We start from the raw sequence: 16,360 nt of genomic DNA, 5'->3' as shown, positions 1-16,360 counted from the left end.
ATAAAAGATAAAATTCGATATAATATAAAAATACTGTGCCAAAAAAGTATTTTAATGTATAAAAAAATATTTTAAATAAAGAGGAGCGGTTAGTTTTGAACAATGAAATGGTCTTAGTTCTTGATTTCGGCGGACAGTACAATCAGCTGATTGCACGCCGGGTAAGGGAAGCAAATGTTTATTGCGAGGTAATTCCTTATAACGCATCTTTAGAACGTATAAAATCATACAATCCAAAAGGAATAATTTTTACAGGGGGACCTAATTCTGTTTTAGATGAAGGAGCACCAAAATGTGATCCCGGAGTGTTTGAACTGGGGATACCTGTTCTGGGTATATGTTATGGAATGCAGCTTATGAGCGTAATGCTGGGAGGTAGTGTAACTGCTGCAAATCAGCGTGAATATGGAAAAGTAGAAATTTGTGTAAATAATTCACAGCCATTATTCAAAGATGTGGAGGAAAACACAATTTGCTGGATGAGTCATACTTACTATGTTGATACTCCTCCTCAAGGGTTTGAAGTAATAGCAAAGTCAGCAAATTGTCCTACAGGTGCAATGCAGCATGTTGAGAAGAATCTCTATGCTGTTCAGTTCCATCCAGAGGTAATGCACACTCCTAAGGGAAAGGAAATGCTTAGAAACTTCCTTTACAATATATGTCATTGCAAAGGTGACTGGAAGATGTCTTCCTTTGTTGAAAACTCAATAAAAGCAATACGTGAGAAGGTTGGAGATAAAAAGGTATTGTGTGCATTGTCCGGCGGTGTTGATTCATCCGTTGCAGCAGTTTTGATTAATAAGGCCGTTGGAAAGCAGTTGACTTGTATATTTGTAGACCATGGACTTTTGAGAAAATATGAGGGAGACCAGGTTGAAGAGATATTCAGAAAGCAATATGATATCAATCTTATTCGTGTAAATTGCGAAGACAGATTTTTGCAGAAACTTAAAGGTGTTTCTGATCCTGAAACCAAGAGAAAGATTATTGGTGAGGAATTTATAAGGGTATTTGAAGATGAAGCTAAGAAAATAGGAAAGGTTGATTTCCTTGTTCAGGGAACAATTTATCCTGATGTTATAGAAAGCGGACTTGGTGATGCTGCCGTTATTAAGAGCCACCACAATGTAGGCGGTTTACCGGATCATGTTGATTTCAAGGAAATTATCGAACCTCTGAGAAATCTTTTTAAGGACGAAGTAAGAAAGGCCGGAGAGGAAATGGGAATTCCGGAAGATTTGGTTTGGAGGCAGCCATTCCCAGGCCCGGGACTTGCTATCAGAGTAATTGGTGATTTGACAAAAGAAAAGCTGGATATACTAAGAGATACTGACTACATTTTCCGTGAAGAAATAAAAGCAGCCGGACTGGGCAGAGAAATTAACCAGTATTTCACAGTTTTGACAAATATGAGAAGTGTTGGTGTAATGGGTGATGAAAGAACTTATGATTATACTTTGGCTCTTCGTGCGGTAACAACTACAGACTTTATGACAGCCGATTGGGCAAGAATTCCATATGATATTCTGGAAAAGGTTTCTACTCGTATTGTAAACGAAGTAAAACATATTAACAGAGTTGTGTATGATATAACTTCAAAGCCACCGGCTACTATTGAGTGGGAATAATCGCCGATGTCCAAGGGCAACCCACCTTTCCCTGAAAAGGGCAAAATGGGCTTCCCCCAAAAACAAAAGAAATAAATGAAGATGAGACCTTGAGATAAGTCATTTAGACTTGTTTCAGGGTCTTTTTTATTTATCTGTATGGAGTATCAAACCCTTGATATTAAAGCCGTTACGGCATTTTTGATAAGTGACCTGCCACCCGCCTTCCACAAAATGTGGAGAGCCTCTTGATTTTGGGAGCCTATTTTTGGGAGGGAAAGCGAGTTTGCCTTTTTTGATGGAAAAGAGGGAATGAGGGATTGGAGGGGGACAAAGAAAAAACCCCGAAGCCTTGGAATTACAAGGTTTTCGGGGTTCTTTTTTATTTCGTGATACATGAATGATACAAGTTTTTATTTTTCAGTAGTTTCAACCGTTTCATCTGATACCAATTTTTGAAGTTTATCAGCAACTTCACCATGCTTATTCGGATAAAGGTGCGAATAAGTCTGAAGGGTGGTTTTGTACTGGTCAACCTTTTTGGTAACACTTTGTTCGGAAATTATGCCCATATCGTACCTCCATTGGCGTCATATAATTATTAGCTGAATGAGGTCTTACATAGTTGTACCAGTTGATATATTGCTTAGTCATTTCATCTAATTGTTCAATGCTTTCAAAAGTATATCTATAGTAGAAGCAACTTTTGAAGGTATTATAGAGTCTTTCCATAGGTGCATTGTCATAAGGATAGCCAGCTTTGCTCATACTTTGAGTTACACCGTTATCCTTGCAAAAGTTTACAAACTCCCAAGAAGTATATTGTACCCCTTGGTCGCTGTGGAGAATTATTTCATTGCTAGGCTTTTCCTTTTTTAGAGCTTCTGTGAGTGTATCAATAGCAAGCTCTGTATTTATATAATCGCTATTGATTGATGCAATAGCTGATCTATCATATAAATCTATAATGGTACAGCTGTATCTAAACTTACCGTTAGGTTGGCGCATGTAAGTGAAATCAGTACACCAAATTCTATTCTTTTCATTGACAGTGAAATTTTGTTTTACGAGATTATCAAAGATTTTATGTTTCTTACAACTTTTATAGTCAGGCTTTTTTCTCATAATAATGGCAGACAAATTAAGGTCTTTATTCATATATTTATGGACAGTAGTAGTACTAAGATGTATGCCATATCTTTGCAAAAATATTTTCATAGTCCTGTAGCCGATGGTTCTATTATTGTTGTAATAGATATACTTTATCCTCTCGTTGATAATTGATTTTTGCTCGTAATAATCTCTTTTATTGTCTTTAAGATAGTTGTAGTAGCAATTAAGGCTTAGTTTGAATTGTCTGCATAACCATCTTAAACCAAATATTTCTTTATAATCGTCAATGAATCGATATACCACTAATCGATTTCCTTCGCGAAGAATGCCGCTGCTTTTTTTAAGAAATCTATTTCTTTTTCCTTCTCATGAAGAAGTTGATTAAGTCTTCTGATTTCCTTTGCGGATTCTGATTCTTCCTGTGATTTTTTAGTGGTAGTTTTATATTGGCATTCTTCACCATATTTTTTTATCCACCCGGTGATGGTGCTTTTTGCAATGTTGTAGTCAGCTGATAGTTCACTCATGGAACGATCACTAGCCATATAGGCTTTAACTACTTCAAGTTTAAAATCTTCATTGTAACGTATGGCCATAATTGGTCCTCCTTGTGATAATAGTTATTATATATTATCCGAACAAGGTGTTACAAATTTAGTTTACCACTACAATTGTCAGACTTTTTTCAAGCATGGCAGACAACATTCTTTCAATTATTGAAGGGATTGCATCAGCTATGGACACACTTTTCGGTTCAAACCTTGCTGATGCAGTCAGTGGGTGGCGTGGAACCCTTAAAACCATGACAACTGAATTGGTTGGTGATGCAAAGATCAAGATTGATCGCATGGATCCAAGCGCAGCGCATCTTGATCGCCTTGAATATGGCAAAGCGTTCAGCATGGGAAATGAGTTCGGCAAGAACCTTGAAAGCAAATTGAATTTTGGAAACATGTTCGGCGGCGCATCAGATGCTGTGGATCAACTCAAATATTCAAGTGAAACGGCTTCGAACACTGGTGCAATGAAAGACACCATGAAGTCATCTGAAGAAGATCTGAAATATCTGCGTGACATTGCAGAGCAGGAAGCCAAGTCAAAGAAATCAAGAGCTGTGGAAAATCAAATTAAAATGTCAGGATTTCCATATAAAAAGACACTTGACATGTTTGACTTTGATTTTCAACCTAGCATTAACAGAGAGCAGATCATGGAACTTGCGACCATGCGCTTTGTGGAAAATAAAGAAAATGTTGTTTTTCTAGGTACTCCTGGTGTTGGCAAAACACATCTTGCTGTAGCACTTGGAATGATTGCTGCAGAGCATAGATATTCCACTTATTATATTAACTGCCATAACTTAATTACGCAGTTGAATAAAGCCCATTATGAAAATAGACTTCAGGAACGATTGAAGAACTTTGCCAAATACAAGGTACTAATCATTGATGAAATTGGATATCTTCCAATGGATATTCAAGGTGCAAACTTATTTTTTCAATTAATAGCCAAACGATATGAAAGAAATACAACCATATTTACTTCAAATAAAGCTTTTTCAGCATGGAATGAAGTATTCTCAGATATAACTATTACCTCCGCTATTCTTGACAGAATTCTACATCATTGTCAAGTTGTAAGTATTAAAGGTGAAAGTTATCGTCTAAAGGAACGAAAGGAGATGATGACAGGAAGTACCACAATGGTAAATACATTATTTAAGACTAAGGAATAATTTTTTTGCCATAAAACAGCAAAATTTAAACGCTATAAAATTACAAAATCGAAACGTCATTGACAATCCTAACGCAATGAGAAGCTGGCAGAAAAACTGGGATGCCATCAGCCCTATATTCAAATTTTCTGCAGATGTCCGTAAGGTCATATACACTACAAATGCTATAGAAAGCCTAAATAGTACATATCGTCGTTTGAACAGCCAACGGAGTGTTTTCCCGAGCGGAACAGCCCTGCTGAAATCCCTGTATCTGGCAACCTTTGAGGCCACGAAAAAGTGGACAAATCAGCTCAGAAACTGGGGTAAGGTATATGGAGAACTGTCGATCATGTACGAAGGCAGATTACCAGAATAAACGATAAATGGCATATCAACAACCCAACAGAGGGTGTACTTGACATGCCATTCTTTAATTATTATATTTATTAATAAAGAGAACTCCATTTATATTATGGGTGACTCATCAAAAATTATCATAGAAAGCTGTATTTACAGAAAAACCTTCACACACTCTTTTCCAAAGTATTAACTCTCAAAAATTTAATACTATATTTCAAATTATTGCCAGATTATTCTATTTTTATGCATTATTTAGATTAAATCTGGCAATAATTATTTAATAATGGTATTTCTATGCTTATACCTGTATTTTGAAGGTCTAGCCCGTCCGGCAATGAGGACGAGCCCTTCAGGGCGGTGGGGGCTTTGCTCTATGTTTTAAATATAGTTATCCAGTCTCCCATCGTACATAATCATTAATTGACTCATGACCTGATCCCAATTCCGGTATCGTTGAGTCCATTTTTTTATTACATTCATTGATGCCAAATAAAGCATCTTTTCAAGAGAAGTATCAGAAGAAAAAACGGATTTTGTCTTAGTAACTTTTCTGAACTGCCGATGCAATCCTTCAATTATATTGGTTGTATATATTATTTTTCTTATCTGCTCTGGGAACTTGTAATATGGTGATAAAACTTCCCAATTGTTTTCCCAACTTTTAAATGCATATGGATAATCCTTGCCCCATTTGTTTTTCAGGTCTTCAAACCGGTTTAATGCTATTTCTTCACTGGGGCTTGTGTAGACAGTTTTAAAATCTTTTGAAAAAGCCTTCAAATCCTTATATGAAACATATTTAAATGAGTTTCTTAGTTGATGAATTATACACCCTTGAATTTCTGACTTTGGAAAAGCAGCTGCAATAGCTTCTTTGAGCCCTGTAAGTCCGTCCACACAGAATATGAGTACATCTTCTATACCTCTGTTTTTAAGGTCATTTAACACACCTAACCAGAACTTGGAGGATTCGTTCTCTCCAATCCATATTCCAAGGATATCTTTCTTACCTGAAATATCTACACCCATAACAACATAAGCAGCTCTATTTACTATTTGTCCATCAGTTCTTACCTTGTAATGGATAGCATCCATAAATACAAAAGGATAGATAGCCTCAAGGGGCCTACCTTGCCATTCTTTTATTTCAGGAAGGATTCTTTCAGTTATTTTACTAACCATTTCAGCAGAAATATCTATTCCATAAAGCTCTTTAACCTGATCGTGAATATCTCTGGTAGACATGCCTCGGGCATAAAGAGAAATCACCTTATCCTCAATTCCTGATACATCCCTTTTGTACTTGGGAACTATTTTAGGCTCAAATTCACCTTTTCTGTCCCTTGGAATATCAATCTGTACAGGACCGAATTCACTCTTTAGTTTTTTTGTTGAGTAACCGTTTCTACTGTTGTCGGTAATTTTATGTCTTGACTCATCTCGGGAATACCCAAGAGAAACATCCATTTCGGCTTCAAGCATTTCCTGAAGAACATCTTTAAATGCCTCCTTTAAAAAGGAGATTATTTCTCCGGGATTTTTAAAATCATTCTCCGCAATTATTTCCTGTACTAACTCTTTTGATAATACGCTCATAAAAAATACTCCTTTCTGGTTAATACTTAAATTCTTAACCAGAAAAGAGTATTTCCTATGTTTCATACACAAAATTATTTACAGCGTCCGTTTTATACATATGTTTGAGTTGTAACAGTTTCTTGATTCGCACATTAAGCCAATCTAATGTAATTGGTAAGCTTTTTTGCAAGTGAGCCGTTGCAACTGACGCATGTGTACAAGATGTGAGACTTTACTATTATTTCAAATGCATTTTTATGTCATGTTGCAACTGACGCATGTGTACAAGATGTGAGAAATTCATTTTTAATATCCATCATTTTTTTGAAGTTGCAACTGACGCATGTGTACAAGATGTGAGTTTTCATGTTTTCACGCTTTCCCTTGCCTATGCAGTTGCAACTGACGCATGTGTACAAGATGTGAGAAAGTCAGATTTTAAACATTTATAAATCTCTTTATGTTGCAACTGACGCATACTATGATTGTGTCTTTTACGGTATGTGGAACCTATTATCAGAAGTTATGTATCCTAACGATACTGCAATAGAATATCTGAGAACATTTATACACCAAAGGAGGCGGTTTCATGACCTCCCACATACAATAGGATACAGAGGACTAGATAAAAGGGTAAATAAACTAGCCGATGAAATGGGTGTGGAAATTTTCGGGCGTAAGCAGGCAGACAGCAGCAGTCCGTATTCTGCAATAGACAATAAAGGGAATCTCTTTCCACAGTTTCATTCGAAATCGATGACCCTTCCAGAACTCCAAATCCGGACTGTTCAGATTATTGGAATTGCTCATCAAAAGTTCAAATAGTAAAAAAAAGATTACTTACAAATTATCCGTTTGAAGTCGGAGATATAGGTAATACATATAATATTTCGTTACAGCACGGTTTGTCCGTATTCGGGAAAGGAGATGTATGGCTGACGTCTGTTAACCCGATTGGTGTTACAGGTGGTACTTTTAAAAACGGAGAATTCACTCTCTTGGATTTGGCAATAGTAGCAAGGCATTTGGGAGAAGAGCCTTTATCACTTCAACAGTATAATACGGATATAGTAATGACTCGAGCAATAGATGAAGATGATTTAACCGAAATCGCAAGATATATGCTCCTAAATCCTATTTAGATTCATGGCAGATATTCATGTAAGAAAAGTTTCTTAATTGATTTAAAAAGGAGTGTCTCGGGACTAATAAAAAGTAGTTTTGTGACACTCCTAACAATTACATTATCATATTCAATTAGCAAATGTGACAAATAAAGTTTGGTTCAGCATAAATGACATATGGGTGTTGAGTTAATTTCTTTATAGCATCATACACAGCCTGAACTGAGTTATTTTTCAGATGAAAAAGCCAGATGGATCCAAATGAATACTTTACAGAAGCAACTCCAAGTTCAGCAAGAGTAGCATCATTGATAAGTGTACTCTCATATCCGGTCTTTATTGATACAATTACTTGACCCGGTACTATTTCAGGACTGCTTGCGGTAACAGTACCTCCATAATTAATTGCTGAGGATGTGGTTAATCCACTTATTGCAAAGCAATTTTGACATAAAAGAACTACAAGCATAGTAACTAAAAGAACCATTGTGCAATATCTTCTCAAAGCCATTTACTTACACCTCCTTATGTTGTATTTGTCATAACCAAGTAGTTATTTATGTATCATATTTTAACATTAATACCACTCTATGTAAATTATTACTTTTATTCAAAAAATTAACAATATCAAACGACCCTAGTAATCATAATTGAATGCATCTAAATCCATGCCTTTCTTAAAAAATTAGTCCTAAGGATAATAAAAACAGCAATAACTATAGAAGCAATTACGAGATAAGCATAAATAGAATGATTTCTCGATTCACTGACAAAAAATAATTTTGAAAACAGGTTGTACGAAAAATGCAGCAAGGAAGCCGGCACGATATTGCCATTTGCCTTCTTGGTAATCCAGTAGTAAATATAGCTGTCAGCAAGACAGCCAATTAAAAACCAGTGTATTGGGTAAGTCATACTTCCAATTAGGTAAAAATGGTAATGCCAAAGGGACCAAATAATTCCTATGAATAAAGGAGTTAAAAATGGCGGAAAAAGACCATCTAAACGGGTTTGCATGAATCCACGCCAACCAATTTCTTCGGCGATGAGCGAATAGCCAACAATTAAAAATTGCAAAAAGCTAATTTCCCTAAACAAAGCAAATTGATTACCACTAAAACGTAAAAGAATCTGCATGATGACTATTTCAATGATAGGGATGATGAGTGCAAAAATGCAAAGTCTTCTATTATAATACGTGGTGAAGCAGCGTTTCAGAAATGCAACAAGTGAATCTTCACGCTCAAAAAAGGAAACGGTTAACAGTGCAGCTGATGTTGGAGATATAGCAGAGATGCCAAACAGTATGAAATATCCACTTCCAGAGTGTAAGGGGACAATACTCATGACTGCTAGACATATCAGCGGGATTGCAAAAGCAAAGATAATGTATATGAATATGGATTTATATTTATTCAAAACGCTCCTCCGCTTTCTTAAGTAGTGTTGGTACATGAGGATATTGCACCCTCCGCCTGTTACACATATTTTCACATAATCAACACGAGATAACAAGTTTTTTATGCGGTGTACTTGTTAGGTCATTAAAATTGAATCTCTTTAAGCTCGGAACCAAAATCAATCAATCTCAACTCCATTTACGACAATGCCTGTAGAATCCACTACTACGAATACTTGTCTTGCATCAGGAAGGGCAATTAAGGTTTGACAGTTATCAAAGACTATATCATCCGCATGACGAATAAAATAACCTGATGCTGGCAAAACCCCGAAACAGTTTGATTCTGGATATTGGTTGGCTAATTCATCGGGAATAGGTGGTACTTTTTTAACATTTCCTTGATAAATTACATTTACATTATTAAAGAAGATATTTTTTATAGAGTACCGTATTCCATCTTTTTCAAATCCTCCAAGATAAGTTCCGTAGCTTCGGCGTATATTTTCAGCTTCGATATTTTCAAAATAAATTTCATCAATACTTCCAATTCGGTGCTGACCCCAATCAGGAGTTCTTCCTTTGTCTCCAATTAATACAAAAAAGACACTTTCAACATTTTGGATAGTTATGCGCCTAAACCTCAAGTTTTTTATAAATCCACCATCAACACTTTGAATACAGATTGCACAGGTTCGTGTATCTTTTATAATGCAATCTTCACATAGACAGTTGGTAAATCCGCCATAACTGTAAGTTCCAAATTTGATACCATTTGCCATTGTACTAATGATGAATGTATTACGTACAACTACATTGTCACAACCGCTTTCATTTCCACTTTTAAAGCAAACGGTGTCATCATCTGACTTTAAATTGCAGTTTTCAATCAATACATTGTAACAGTCACAGATGTCAATACCATCACGATTCGGGTACCAACATGAATACACATTCAAATCACGAATATACAGATCATCACACTCGACAACTGGAATTGTCCACATACCGGCATCCGTCACATACAAATCACAAATAACGGCATTATCACATCCTACTAGCAGAATATTGCAGACCCGAAGACTTTCAGAACCATACGGCCCTGGAAAATCGCCACTTCCGTCAATGGTTCCTCCACCCATGATTCTGATATTTTCTTGAGTATCGCCATATATTAATGATTTCTGTGGCCCCTGTACCAGCATGTTCCAATTTGGATGGTCCTTACTAACCTTTGTGCTATATGCATCAATGTCCAGTACACCTTTTAAAACCGCATCTTTTTCAATATATAACGTTACATTCTTCTTCATTTCAATGCAGCCGGACAAATAAGTGCCACCCTTTAAATATACAACCCCTCCTCCAAGATTACTACATTGGTCTATTAACTTTTGCAATGATTCTGTCACTACTGTTTCACCGTCGGACTTTACTCCTAATTCTTTTGCATCAAATATGGGACAATCTTTTGCAGCTTCGTATACAGACTGAATAGGATTCCGATATATATGAATGCGATTTACATAAAGTACGCCACCGTGACTCCCCATAGATATGGAGTTGACATACCACAATTGCTGCATACACCTTGAATTATTTAATTGTCTTTCTCCATCAATGTATAAGGAAAAAGTTCCTGAAACAGTATCTACTGTAATGTATATACTGTACCAATTATCACTGCTATATTGACACAATTTCTTTTTTGTCATTCCATCATATGTATAGAAGAAAGCACCCTCTGTATCCAGTTGTATCAGTTTGGAGTTATTGTTCTTTGTATTGCTTCCGTACAATGTTACTATATTTACTCCACGAGTATTGTTATCCATCCTTACCCAAAGTGAAACCACAAGCTTTCCAGTAATGGGTTCAAAGCTTTTACTAATAAAGCTATTCTCTCCGTAAATTTTAACACTTTTATTGGCTTCATTGGGTAACGAAAAATTCTCTGAAAATCCCTCTATATTCCATTCTCTTTGTCCTTTACTACAATCGAAATTATTAAAATCATCCTGTAAGGAATAAGTGATATCAGACAACTTGGTGACATCTGTCTCTGGCACTTTGTATTTATTTCTAAACTTATGATCCATAAAGTATCTCCTTTTTATATTGATATATCAAATATACTATGTTTTTAACGAAATATCTTTGCATAAAATAGCTGATTTATTGCGTGAAGTGACTAATTTTGATAATATATTAAGTGAAATTGTTATATACATCGGAGAAGCAAATCTATATGCTCGAAAACTACTATTATGAACCAATTAGCTCTGAAGTATTATGTCAGCACAAAGTGACGACAGGGTGCCAAACTTTTCCTTATCACAGACATAACGGGTATGAGATATTCCTCTTTATCCAAGGAAACATTAAATACTACATCGAACATAATTGCTATCAATTGACTACTGGAGACTTATTTATTACACCTCCGTCAGAAATGCATCGTGTTGTCAGCCTTGATGATAATCTATATGAGCGTATTATTTTAAACATAAAACGACCTGTACTTGATAGACTTTCAACTCCAAAAACAGATCTATCCGCCAGCTTTAATACTACAAATTTGGCTCAAAACATTTTTGTTCGTTTAGAAAATGAGGATTTAAAGAAATTTATAAACCTGGCTAATGATTTATCTAGTGCTTTGGAATCAGACAACTATGGTTCTGATATACTAATCAATGTTTATTTAAGCCAACTTTTGCTGCTTGTAAATAATTGCTTTCGTCAATCATCCTTTTCACAACAAAGTATCATGCCTCCACTGATCAAAAATGTCATGCTGTATATTGAGCAGAATTTGACTACTGATATTTCATTAGAAAAATTAGCAAATAAATTTTATCATGATGGCACTTATATTAGCAGACAATTTAAGCACCACACAGGATTGACTCTTCGGGAATATATTCTTGACCGACGTATTGAGGAGGCGAAAAGACTGCTTTCCAATGGTGAAAATGTCTCTGAAGCCTGTTGCAAGTCCGGTTTTTCCAACTATTCTAATTTTATACGCAGCTTTACAAAGTTGGTTGGAATTTCGCCAGGAAAATACATGAGGCTTTCTAAAGCAATGTAAAGTACGAATATAGAAACCAGTAATACTTTAAAAAGGTGTGAAGTTTACATAATGAAAGTTGAGGAGTGTCCTAATGTATTATGTTTCTAAAGAAGATATGTATAAAATTGCTCCGATTTTTAATGGTTGGAGCAAAACAATGATATGGTCGTGTTTACAAGGGTATATGGGGAACGCATGGGCTGATGATATTCAAAAACCGAAATCAGCACAGATTATAATAGGTGATTTTTGCTTTTTTGCAGGTGTTCCCAATTTAGATTTGGTAAAAAATATTCCAGATTATTATACTACACCGAGTATTCTAATGGTTCCTGGCAGTAATGAATGGGGAATTCTTATTGAGGGTGAGTATAAAAATAAATGTCATAAATTTATGCGGTACTCATTCAAAAAGGAACCTGATGTATTTGATATAGACAAACTAAAAGCATACATTAATAGCCTATCGAAAGAATTTATCATTCAAAAGATAGATGAGGAACAATTTTATAATGTAAAGAGGGAAGAATGGTCAAAAGACTTATGCTCTCAATTTTCAAGCTATGAGCATTATGATAAGTTAGGACACGGTTTTGTTGTAACCCATAATTCAATTATTGTATGTGGTGCGTCCTCTTATACGGTATATGATAAGGGAATAGAAATTGAAATAGATACAAAAAAGGAATATCGTAGGAAAGGGCTTGCCATTGCATGTGCTTCAAAATTAATTCTAGAATGCTTAAACAATGGCATTTATCCGAGTTGGGATTCTGCGAATAGAGAGTCGGCAGCATTAGCTTTAAAATTAGGATATCATTTTGAAAGTGAATACGTTACCTACTCTGTAAAAAATGTAAAAATAGATAAAAGTTTGTATGAAATAACATAGGTAGGTAAAGGAAAGATGGCGTGATTCGCATTATTCACTACGTAGTACAGAATATAAAGAAGCTAAGCAAATTACCCCGGAATACTGGAGTAAAATTCCTGTAATACCTAAAAATAAATTGATTATTCGCGTGAACCTGTGTTAATTATAGGGAATACAAGTATTCTATTATTCAAATCTAATTAAAGGAAAGAATTTTATATTTATAAAATAATTTGATTCGAAACGCAAACCAAGGTGTTGTTATTGTTCAAAATGTGGAATATAATGTCAACATATCAAATGCAATAAGATATAAAGATGCAGAGAAACTGTTAACGATAAGAGCTTAAGATAAACTAATAAATAATGAAAGTGAGTTGAAAACATATAAATCTATATTTTGATACTACATTGGCTTCTGGATATATAAGTTCCTCTCAACGAATTAGACGAATGACCGAAGGATGGGTAAAAAGTAATATGTTTTGCCCACGGTGTGGCAATCAAAAAATTGAGCAATTTACAAATAATAAACCAGTTGCAGATTTTTATTGTCCAAATTGTAATAATCAATATGAGTTGAAAAGCAAAGGAAGCAGACTTGGCGATAGAGTAAATGATGGTGCATATAACACTATGATAGAACGCATAACCAGCAACACAAACCCTGATTTTTTCTTCCTTTGCTATGATCCTAAAAAGCATAAAGTTATATCGTTGGTTATTGTACCAAAACACTTTTTTGTTCCGGGCATTATTGAAAAGCGAAAACCACTTGCTGAAACTGCAAGGCGAGCCGGTTGGACGGGCTGTAACATTTTATTGAATGATATTCCTGAACAAGGACGTATTTTTATTATCCAAAACGGCGTTGTAGAAAACAGAGAAATTATTATTGATCAGCTAAATCGTACTCGTTCATTAGAAACAAGGGATGTTGAAGCAAGAGGATGGCTGTTTGATGTTTTAAATTGTGTTAATGCTATAGGTGATGATGTGTTTACAATTGATAAAGTTTATGAATTTGAGCCAATGTTATCAGCAAAACACCCTGAGAATAATAATATTAAGGCTAAAATTCGTCAGCAGCTCCAATTCTTAAGAGACAAAGGATATATTGAATTTTTAAATAATCGTGGACAGTATAGAAAAATATAATTTTTGAGGGTATAGTCAACCGCCAAAGACATTGACTAATTTTAAGCCATTTCTATGGCGGTTTTATATATCCATTGACCTATAGAGTTTGACTGTATAGGTTATAGGTTATTTGTAAAATAGCTAGTTGGTTTTATAAAATTAAATTTGATATTTTCGATGGAGATTTTGTCAACTAAATAAATAGCATATCCTAAAACAAGAAATCCCAGAATAAAAACGCCTGCATATTTTAACACATTAATCCATCCGAGAATGTCAACGTCAACAAAGAAATAAGGATATTTGCTTTGAACTATTGCAATCATTCCGCCTATTCTTGCTCTTACAATAAGAAATATGAAATAAGAGATTGGAATAGAAATCCAAAGCATGGGATCAAACCACCTGAAATTTTGTTTTTTGTCAAATAACAGCCAGTCCAAAACTGTCATTATAGGAACAAAATAATGTACCAGAATATTTTGCCAGTTAAGTACGCTATAGTTTACATCATGAGAAGTATACAAAGGAACCAGTACGAAGTGATAAATAATAAATGTCATTGAGATTGTCATGGTAACTGCACCCTTTAAGTGGGGAAAGACGCTGGTAGAACCTTTAATACCCTTAGTTTTGATATCAATCAGATTTTTTACTGCCAAAATGGAAAAGAACACGAAACACAAGGCATTACTCTGTATCGTATAGAAAATAAGCATGTAGGATGCAAACTTTCCACTGGGAATTCCAGAGTTCAAGTATAAACCTATTCCACAACCAAACAAAAACAAAATTCTAAAAAGTAATGCGAGCAATCGATTATGAATATACATAATTCTCACCTCTGCATTTCGACAAATTTTATTCTTTGACAGCGGTATTCATTTGTTTTTCTAAATTAATTATACCATAAAATGTACTAAAATCTATACAATATCTCATAAAAATACTAAATTCTTAATTTTTTATACCATTTACAGAAAATTACCAGTACAGAATGGTAAATTTTATGTTATAATCATGTTGACTACTATTGAAATTGAATAAAGTTTGTTATAATATTAACATTAATAAAAGACATTTATAAAAGTTGGGTGGTTAAAAAATTATGGCAACTAAGGTAAATAGCATTGAGGTAAAAAAAATAAACAGAAATGCCATATATAACTTTCTTTACAAACACGACCCCATATCTATTCAAGAGATTGCCTATACTTTAAATATGAGTCTGCCTACAGTAACTCAAAATATAAAGGAACTTCAGGAACGTGGGCTTGTAATAGAAACAGGTCTTTTTGAATCTACGGGGGGCAGAAAGGCTAAGGCTATTTCTTATAATAGTTCTGCAAAATACGCAGTAGGTTTAGATATAACACGTAATCATGTAAGTATTGTAATAATTGATCTTAGTGGTAAACTGCTAAAGAATTGTAGAATACAGTACCCTTTTAAAAATCAAAAAGAATATTTTAAGGGAGTAGGCGATCTTGTTACAAAACTGGTCAGTGAAACAGAAATTAATGAAGACAATATACTTGGAGTCGGTATAGCACTGCCTGCCATACTTTCCGATGACCGTCAGACTGTGAGCTACGCTACTGTAATAGACTTTCAGGGTGGTAGTATAAATGCTTTTCAGGAATTTATTCCATACCCTATTATTTTGAGTAACGATGCCAATGCAGGCGGTTTTGCAGAAATGTGGAGGGAAGATTCAAATGAGAATGTAGCATATCTTTCTTTAAACAATTCTGTGGGAGGCTCTATAATAATATCCAAAAATATTTATAACGGACAGAACCAAAGAGGCGGAGAGTTTGGGCATATGACTATAGTACCAAACGGAAGAGAGTGCTACTGTGGTCAAAAAGGTTGTGTGGATGCATATTGCTCTGCAAAGCTTTTATCAGATAGTACCAACGGAAATATTTCAGAGTTTTTTAGATTATTGAAGCTAAATAAAGAACCGCAAAGAAAGATATGGAATGAATATGTATCACATTTGATTATAGCAATAAATAATTTGAGAATGTTGTTTGACTGTAAAGTTATATTAGGCGGATATGCCGGAGCTTACATGGATGAATATATCGATGAATTAAGGCAAATGGTGGCAAAGTACAATACTTTTGAAGTGGACGGAAATTACCTTCATGCATGTAAGTACAAGCTTGAAGCAACCGCTGTAGGTGCTGCGCTTGCTCATGTTGATCAATTTATAAAGAACGTTTAAAAGCTATTCTTATAAGAGGCAGTAATATGTTTTTTGCATATTACTGCTTTCTTTTTTACATAAAATTCTGGCTTATTGTACACAATTACTAAATAGCAATAAAAAATATTTATAATTTTATGTTGACTTTTACTAA

General features: G+C 34.8%; 17 protein-coding genes. 9 read left to right on the top strand and 8 right to left on the bottom strand.

The window, feature by feature from the left end; translation table 11 throughout:
* Positions 1–107: 107 nt before the first annotated feature.
* A complete protein-coding gene (gene guaA, locus K412_RS0101990; protein WP_479691920.1) occupies positions 108–1,631 on the top strand; it encodes a glutamine-hydrolyzing GMP synthase in 1,524 nt (507 codons plus the stop codon).
* 392 nt (positions 1,632–2,023) lie between these two features.
* On the opposite strand, the gene K412_RS22270 is transcribed toward guaA, so the two are convergent.
* Genes K412_RS22270 through K412_RS0101975 form a run of 3 tightly spaced genes read right to left on the bottom strand, consistent with a single transcriptional unit; the run spans position 2,024 to position 3,319 of the window.
* The gene (locus K412_RS22270; protein ID WP_157833804.1) at positions 2,024–2,182 is read right to left on the bottom strand and encodes a hypothetical protein; all 159 of its coding nucleotides are present in this window, start codon (positions 2,180–2,182) and stop codon (positions 2,024–2,026) included.
* Positions 2,142–3,026, bottom strand: coding sequence for an IS3 family transposase (locus K412_RS20285; RefSeq protein ID WP_024831551.1), 885 nt, complete (start codon positions 3,024–3,026; stop codon positions 2,142–2,144). The genes K412_RS22270 and K412_RS20285 overlap by 41 nt, the downstream gene beginning before the upstream one ends.
* Positions 3,026–3,319 carry a helix-turn-helix domain-containing protein gene (locus K412_RS0101975; RefSeq protein WP_024831550.1) on the bottom strand — a complete coding sequence of 98 codons (294 nt, stop codon included), beginning with the start codon at positions 3,317–3,319 and terminating at the stop codon, positions 3,026–3,028. Before K412_RS0101975 ends, K412_RS20285 begins: the two co-directional genes overlap by 1 nt.
* A gap of 95 nt (positions 3,320–3,414) precedes the next feature.
* On the opposite strand from K412_RS0101975, the gene istB reads away from it, so the two are divergent.
* The gene (gene istB / locus K412_RS20280) at positions 3,415–4,458 is read left to right on the top strand and encodes an IS21-like element helper ATPase IstB (protein ID WP_024831549.1); all 1,044 of its coding nucleotides are present in this window, start codon (positions 3,415–3,417) and stop codon (positions 4,456–4,458) included.
* Positions 4,433–4,816, top strand: a complete 384-nt coding sequence (locus K412_RS21620) for a transposase (protein WP_278244545.1) — start codon at positions 4,433–4,435, stop codon at positions 4,814–4,816. Before istB ends, K412_RS21620 begins: the two co-directional genes overlap by 26 nt.
* Before the next feature lie 362 nt (positions 4,817–5,178).
* On the opposite strand, the gene K412_RS0101965 is transcribed toward K412_RS21620, so the two are convergent.
* Complete coding sequence (locus tag K412_RS0101965; RefSeq protein WP_024831548.1) at positions 5,179–6,396, bottom strand: IS256 family transposase; 1,218 nt, start codon at positions 6,394–6,396, stop codon at positions 5,179–5,181.
* Positions 6,397–6,879: 483 nt separating this feature from the next.
* On the opposite strand from K412_RS0101965, the gene K412_RS22265 reads away from it, so the two are divergent.
* Both K412_RS22265 and K412_RS22260 read left to right on the top strand, forming a co-directional pair.
* The gene (locus K412_RS22265) at positions 6,880–7,203 is read left to right on the top strand and encodes a hypothetical protein (protein WP_082394901.1); all 324 of its coding nucleotides are present in this window, start codon (positions 6,880–6,882) and stop codon (positions 7,201–7,203) included.
* A gap of 80 nt (positions 7,204–7,283) precedes the next feature.
* Complete coding sequence (locus K412_RS22260; protein ID WP_054749829.1) at positions 7,284–7,520, top strand: hypothetical protein; 237 nt, start codon at positions 7,284–7,286, stop codon at positions 7,518–7,520.
* Positions 7,521–7,635: 115 nt separating this feature from the next.
* Here the strand turns inward: K412_RS22260 and K412_RS0101950 are convergent, their stop codons facing one another.
* The 3 genes from K412_RS0101950 to K412_RS0101940 form a co-directional block, all read right to left on the bottom strand.
* Positions 7,636–8,013, bottom strand: a complete 378-nt coding sequence (locus K412_RS0101950; RefSeq protein WP_024831547.1) for a S8 family serine peptidase — start codon at positions 8,011–8,013, stop codon at positions 7,636–7,638.
* 149 nt (positions 8,014–8,162) lie between these two features.
* Positions 8,163–8,921 (bottom strand): CPBP family intramembrane glutamic endopeptidase, encoded by a 759-nt coding sequence (locus K412_RS0101945; RefSeq protein ID WP_024831546.1) that lies wholly within the window; start codon positions 8,919–8,921, stop codon positions 8,163–8,165.
* 159 nt (positions 8,922–9,080) lie between these two features.
* Positions 9,081–11,000: a glycosyl hydrolase family 28 protein gene (locus K412_RS0101940; RefSeq protein WP_024831545.1), complete on the bottom strand. Its 1,920-nt coding sequence runs from the start codon at positions 10,998–11,000 to the stop codon at positions 9,081–9,083.
* Positions 11,001–11,149: 149 nt separating this feature from the next.
* Between K412_RS0101940 and K412_RS0101935 the strand changes: the two genes are divergently transcribed.
* The 3 genes from K412_RS0101935 (at position 11,150) to K412_RS0101925 (ending at position 14,009) form a co-directional block, all read left to right on the top strand.
* Positions 11,150–11,995 carry a helix-turn-helix domain-containing protein gene (locus K412_RS0101935; RefSeq protein WP_024831544.1) on the top strand — a complete coding sequence of 282 codons (846 nt, stop codon included), beginning with the start codon at positions 11,150–11,152 and terminating at the stop codon, positions 11,993–11,995.
* A 73-nt stretch (positions 11,996–12,068) separates the two neighbouring features.
* Positions 12,069–12,869, top strand: a complete 801-nt coding sequence (locus K412_RS0101930) for a GNAT family N-acetyltransferase (RefSeq protein WP_024831543.1) — start codon at positions 12,069–12,071, stop codon at positions 12,867–12,869.
* A 369-nt stretch (positions 12,870–13,238) separates the two neighbouring features.
* Positions 13,239–14,009: a DpnI domain-containing protein gene (locus K412_RS0101925; RefSeq protein WP_024831542.1), complete on the top strand. Its 771-nt coding sequence runs from the start codon at positions 13,239–13,241 to the stop codon at positions 14,007–14,009.
* A 101-nt stretch (positions 14,010–14,110) separates the two neighbouring features.
* Here the strand turns inward: K412_RS0101925 and K412_RS0101920 are convergent, their stop codons facing one another.
* Positions 14,111–14,824, bottom strand: a complete 714-nt coding sequence (locus K412_RS0101920; RefSeq protein ID WP_024831541.1) for a Pr6Pr family membrane protein — start codon at positions 14,822–14,824, stop codon at positions 14,111–14,113.
* Between the two features lie 275 nt (positions 14,825–15,099).
* On the opposite strand from K412_RS0101920, the gene K412_RS0101915 reads away from it, so the two are divergent.
* Positions 15,100–16,224, top strand: coding sequence for an ROK family transcriptional regulator (locus K412_RS0101915; RefSeq protein ID WP_024831540.1), 1,125 nt, complete (start codon positions 15,100–15,102; stop codon positions 16,222–16,224).
* Positions 16,225–16,360 lie beyond the last annotated feature (136 nt).

The organism is Ruminiclostridium josui JCM 17888, assembly GCF_000526495.1.
Classification (GTDB): Bacteria; Bacillota; Clostridia; order Acetivibrionales; family DSM-1351; genus Ruminiclostridium; species Ruminiclostridium josui.
The sequence above is the reverse complement of the archived record's forward strand: the minus strand, read 5'-3'. Positions and strand labels throughout refer to the sequence as shown.

What these genes read in the sequence shown, in the direction of transcription:
- K412_RS0101920 (WP_024831541.1), bottom strand. Translation starts at nt 14,824, where the DNA reads ATGTATATTCATAATCGATTGCTCGCATTACTTTTTAGAATTTTGTTT.
- K412_RS22270 (WP_157833804.1), bottom strand. Translation starts at nt 2,182, where the DNA reads ATGGGCATAATTTCCGAACAAAGTGTTACCAAAAAGGTTGACCAGTAC.
- guaA (WP_479691920.1), top strand. Translation starts at nt 108, where the DNA reads ATGGTCTTAGTTCTTGATTTCGGCGGACAGTACAATCAGCTGATTGCA.
- K412_RS0101935 (WP_024831544.1), top strand. Translation starts at nt 11,150, where the DNA reads ATGCTCGAAAACTACTATTATGAACCAATTAGCTCTGAAGTATTATGT.
- K412_RS0101950 (WP_024831547.1), bottom strand. Translation starts at nt 8,013, where the DNA reads ATGGCTTTGAGAAGATATTGCACAATGGTTCTTTTAGTTACTATGCTT.
- K412_RS0101975 (WP_024831550.1), bottom strand. Translation starts at nt 3,319, where the DNA reads ATGGCCATACGTTACAATGAAGATTTTAAACTTGAAGTAGTTAAAGCC.
- K412_RS22265 (WP_082394901.1), top strand. Translation starts at nt 6,880, where the DNA reads ATGTGGAACCTATTATCAGAAGTTATGTATCCTAACGATACTGCAATA.
- K412_RS0101965 (WP_024831548.1), bottom strand. Translation starts at nt 6,396, where the DNA reads ATGAGCGTATTATCAAAAGAGTTAGTACAGGAAATAATTGCGGAGAAT.
- istB (WP_024831549.1), top strand. Translation starts at nt 3,415, where the DNA reads ATGGCAGACAACATTCTTTCAATTATTGAAGGGATTGCATCAGCTATG.
- K412_RS0101940 (WP_024831545.1), bottom strand. Translation starts at nt 11,000, where the DNA reads ATGGATCATAAGTTTAGAAATAAATACAAAGTGCCAGAGACAGATGTC.
- K412_RS0101930 (WP_024831543.1), top strand. Translation starts at nt 12,069, where the DNA reads ATGTATTATGTTTCTAAAGAAGATATGTATAAAATTGCTCCGATTTTT.
- K412_RS0101915 (WP_024831540.1), top strand. Translation starts at nt 15,100, where the DNA reads ATGGCAACTAAGGTAAATAGCATTGAGGTAAAAAAAATAAACAGAAAT.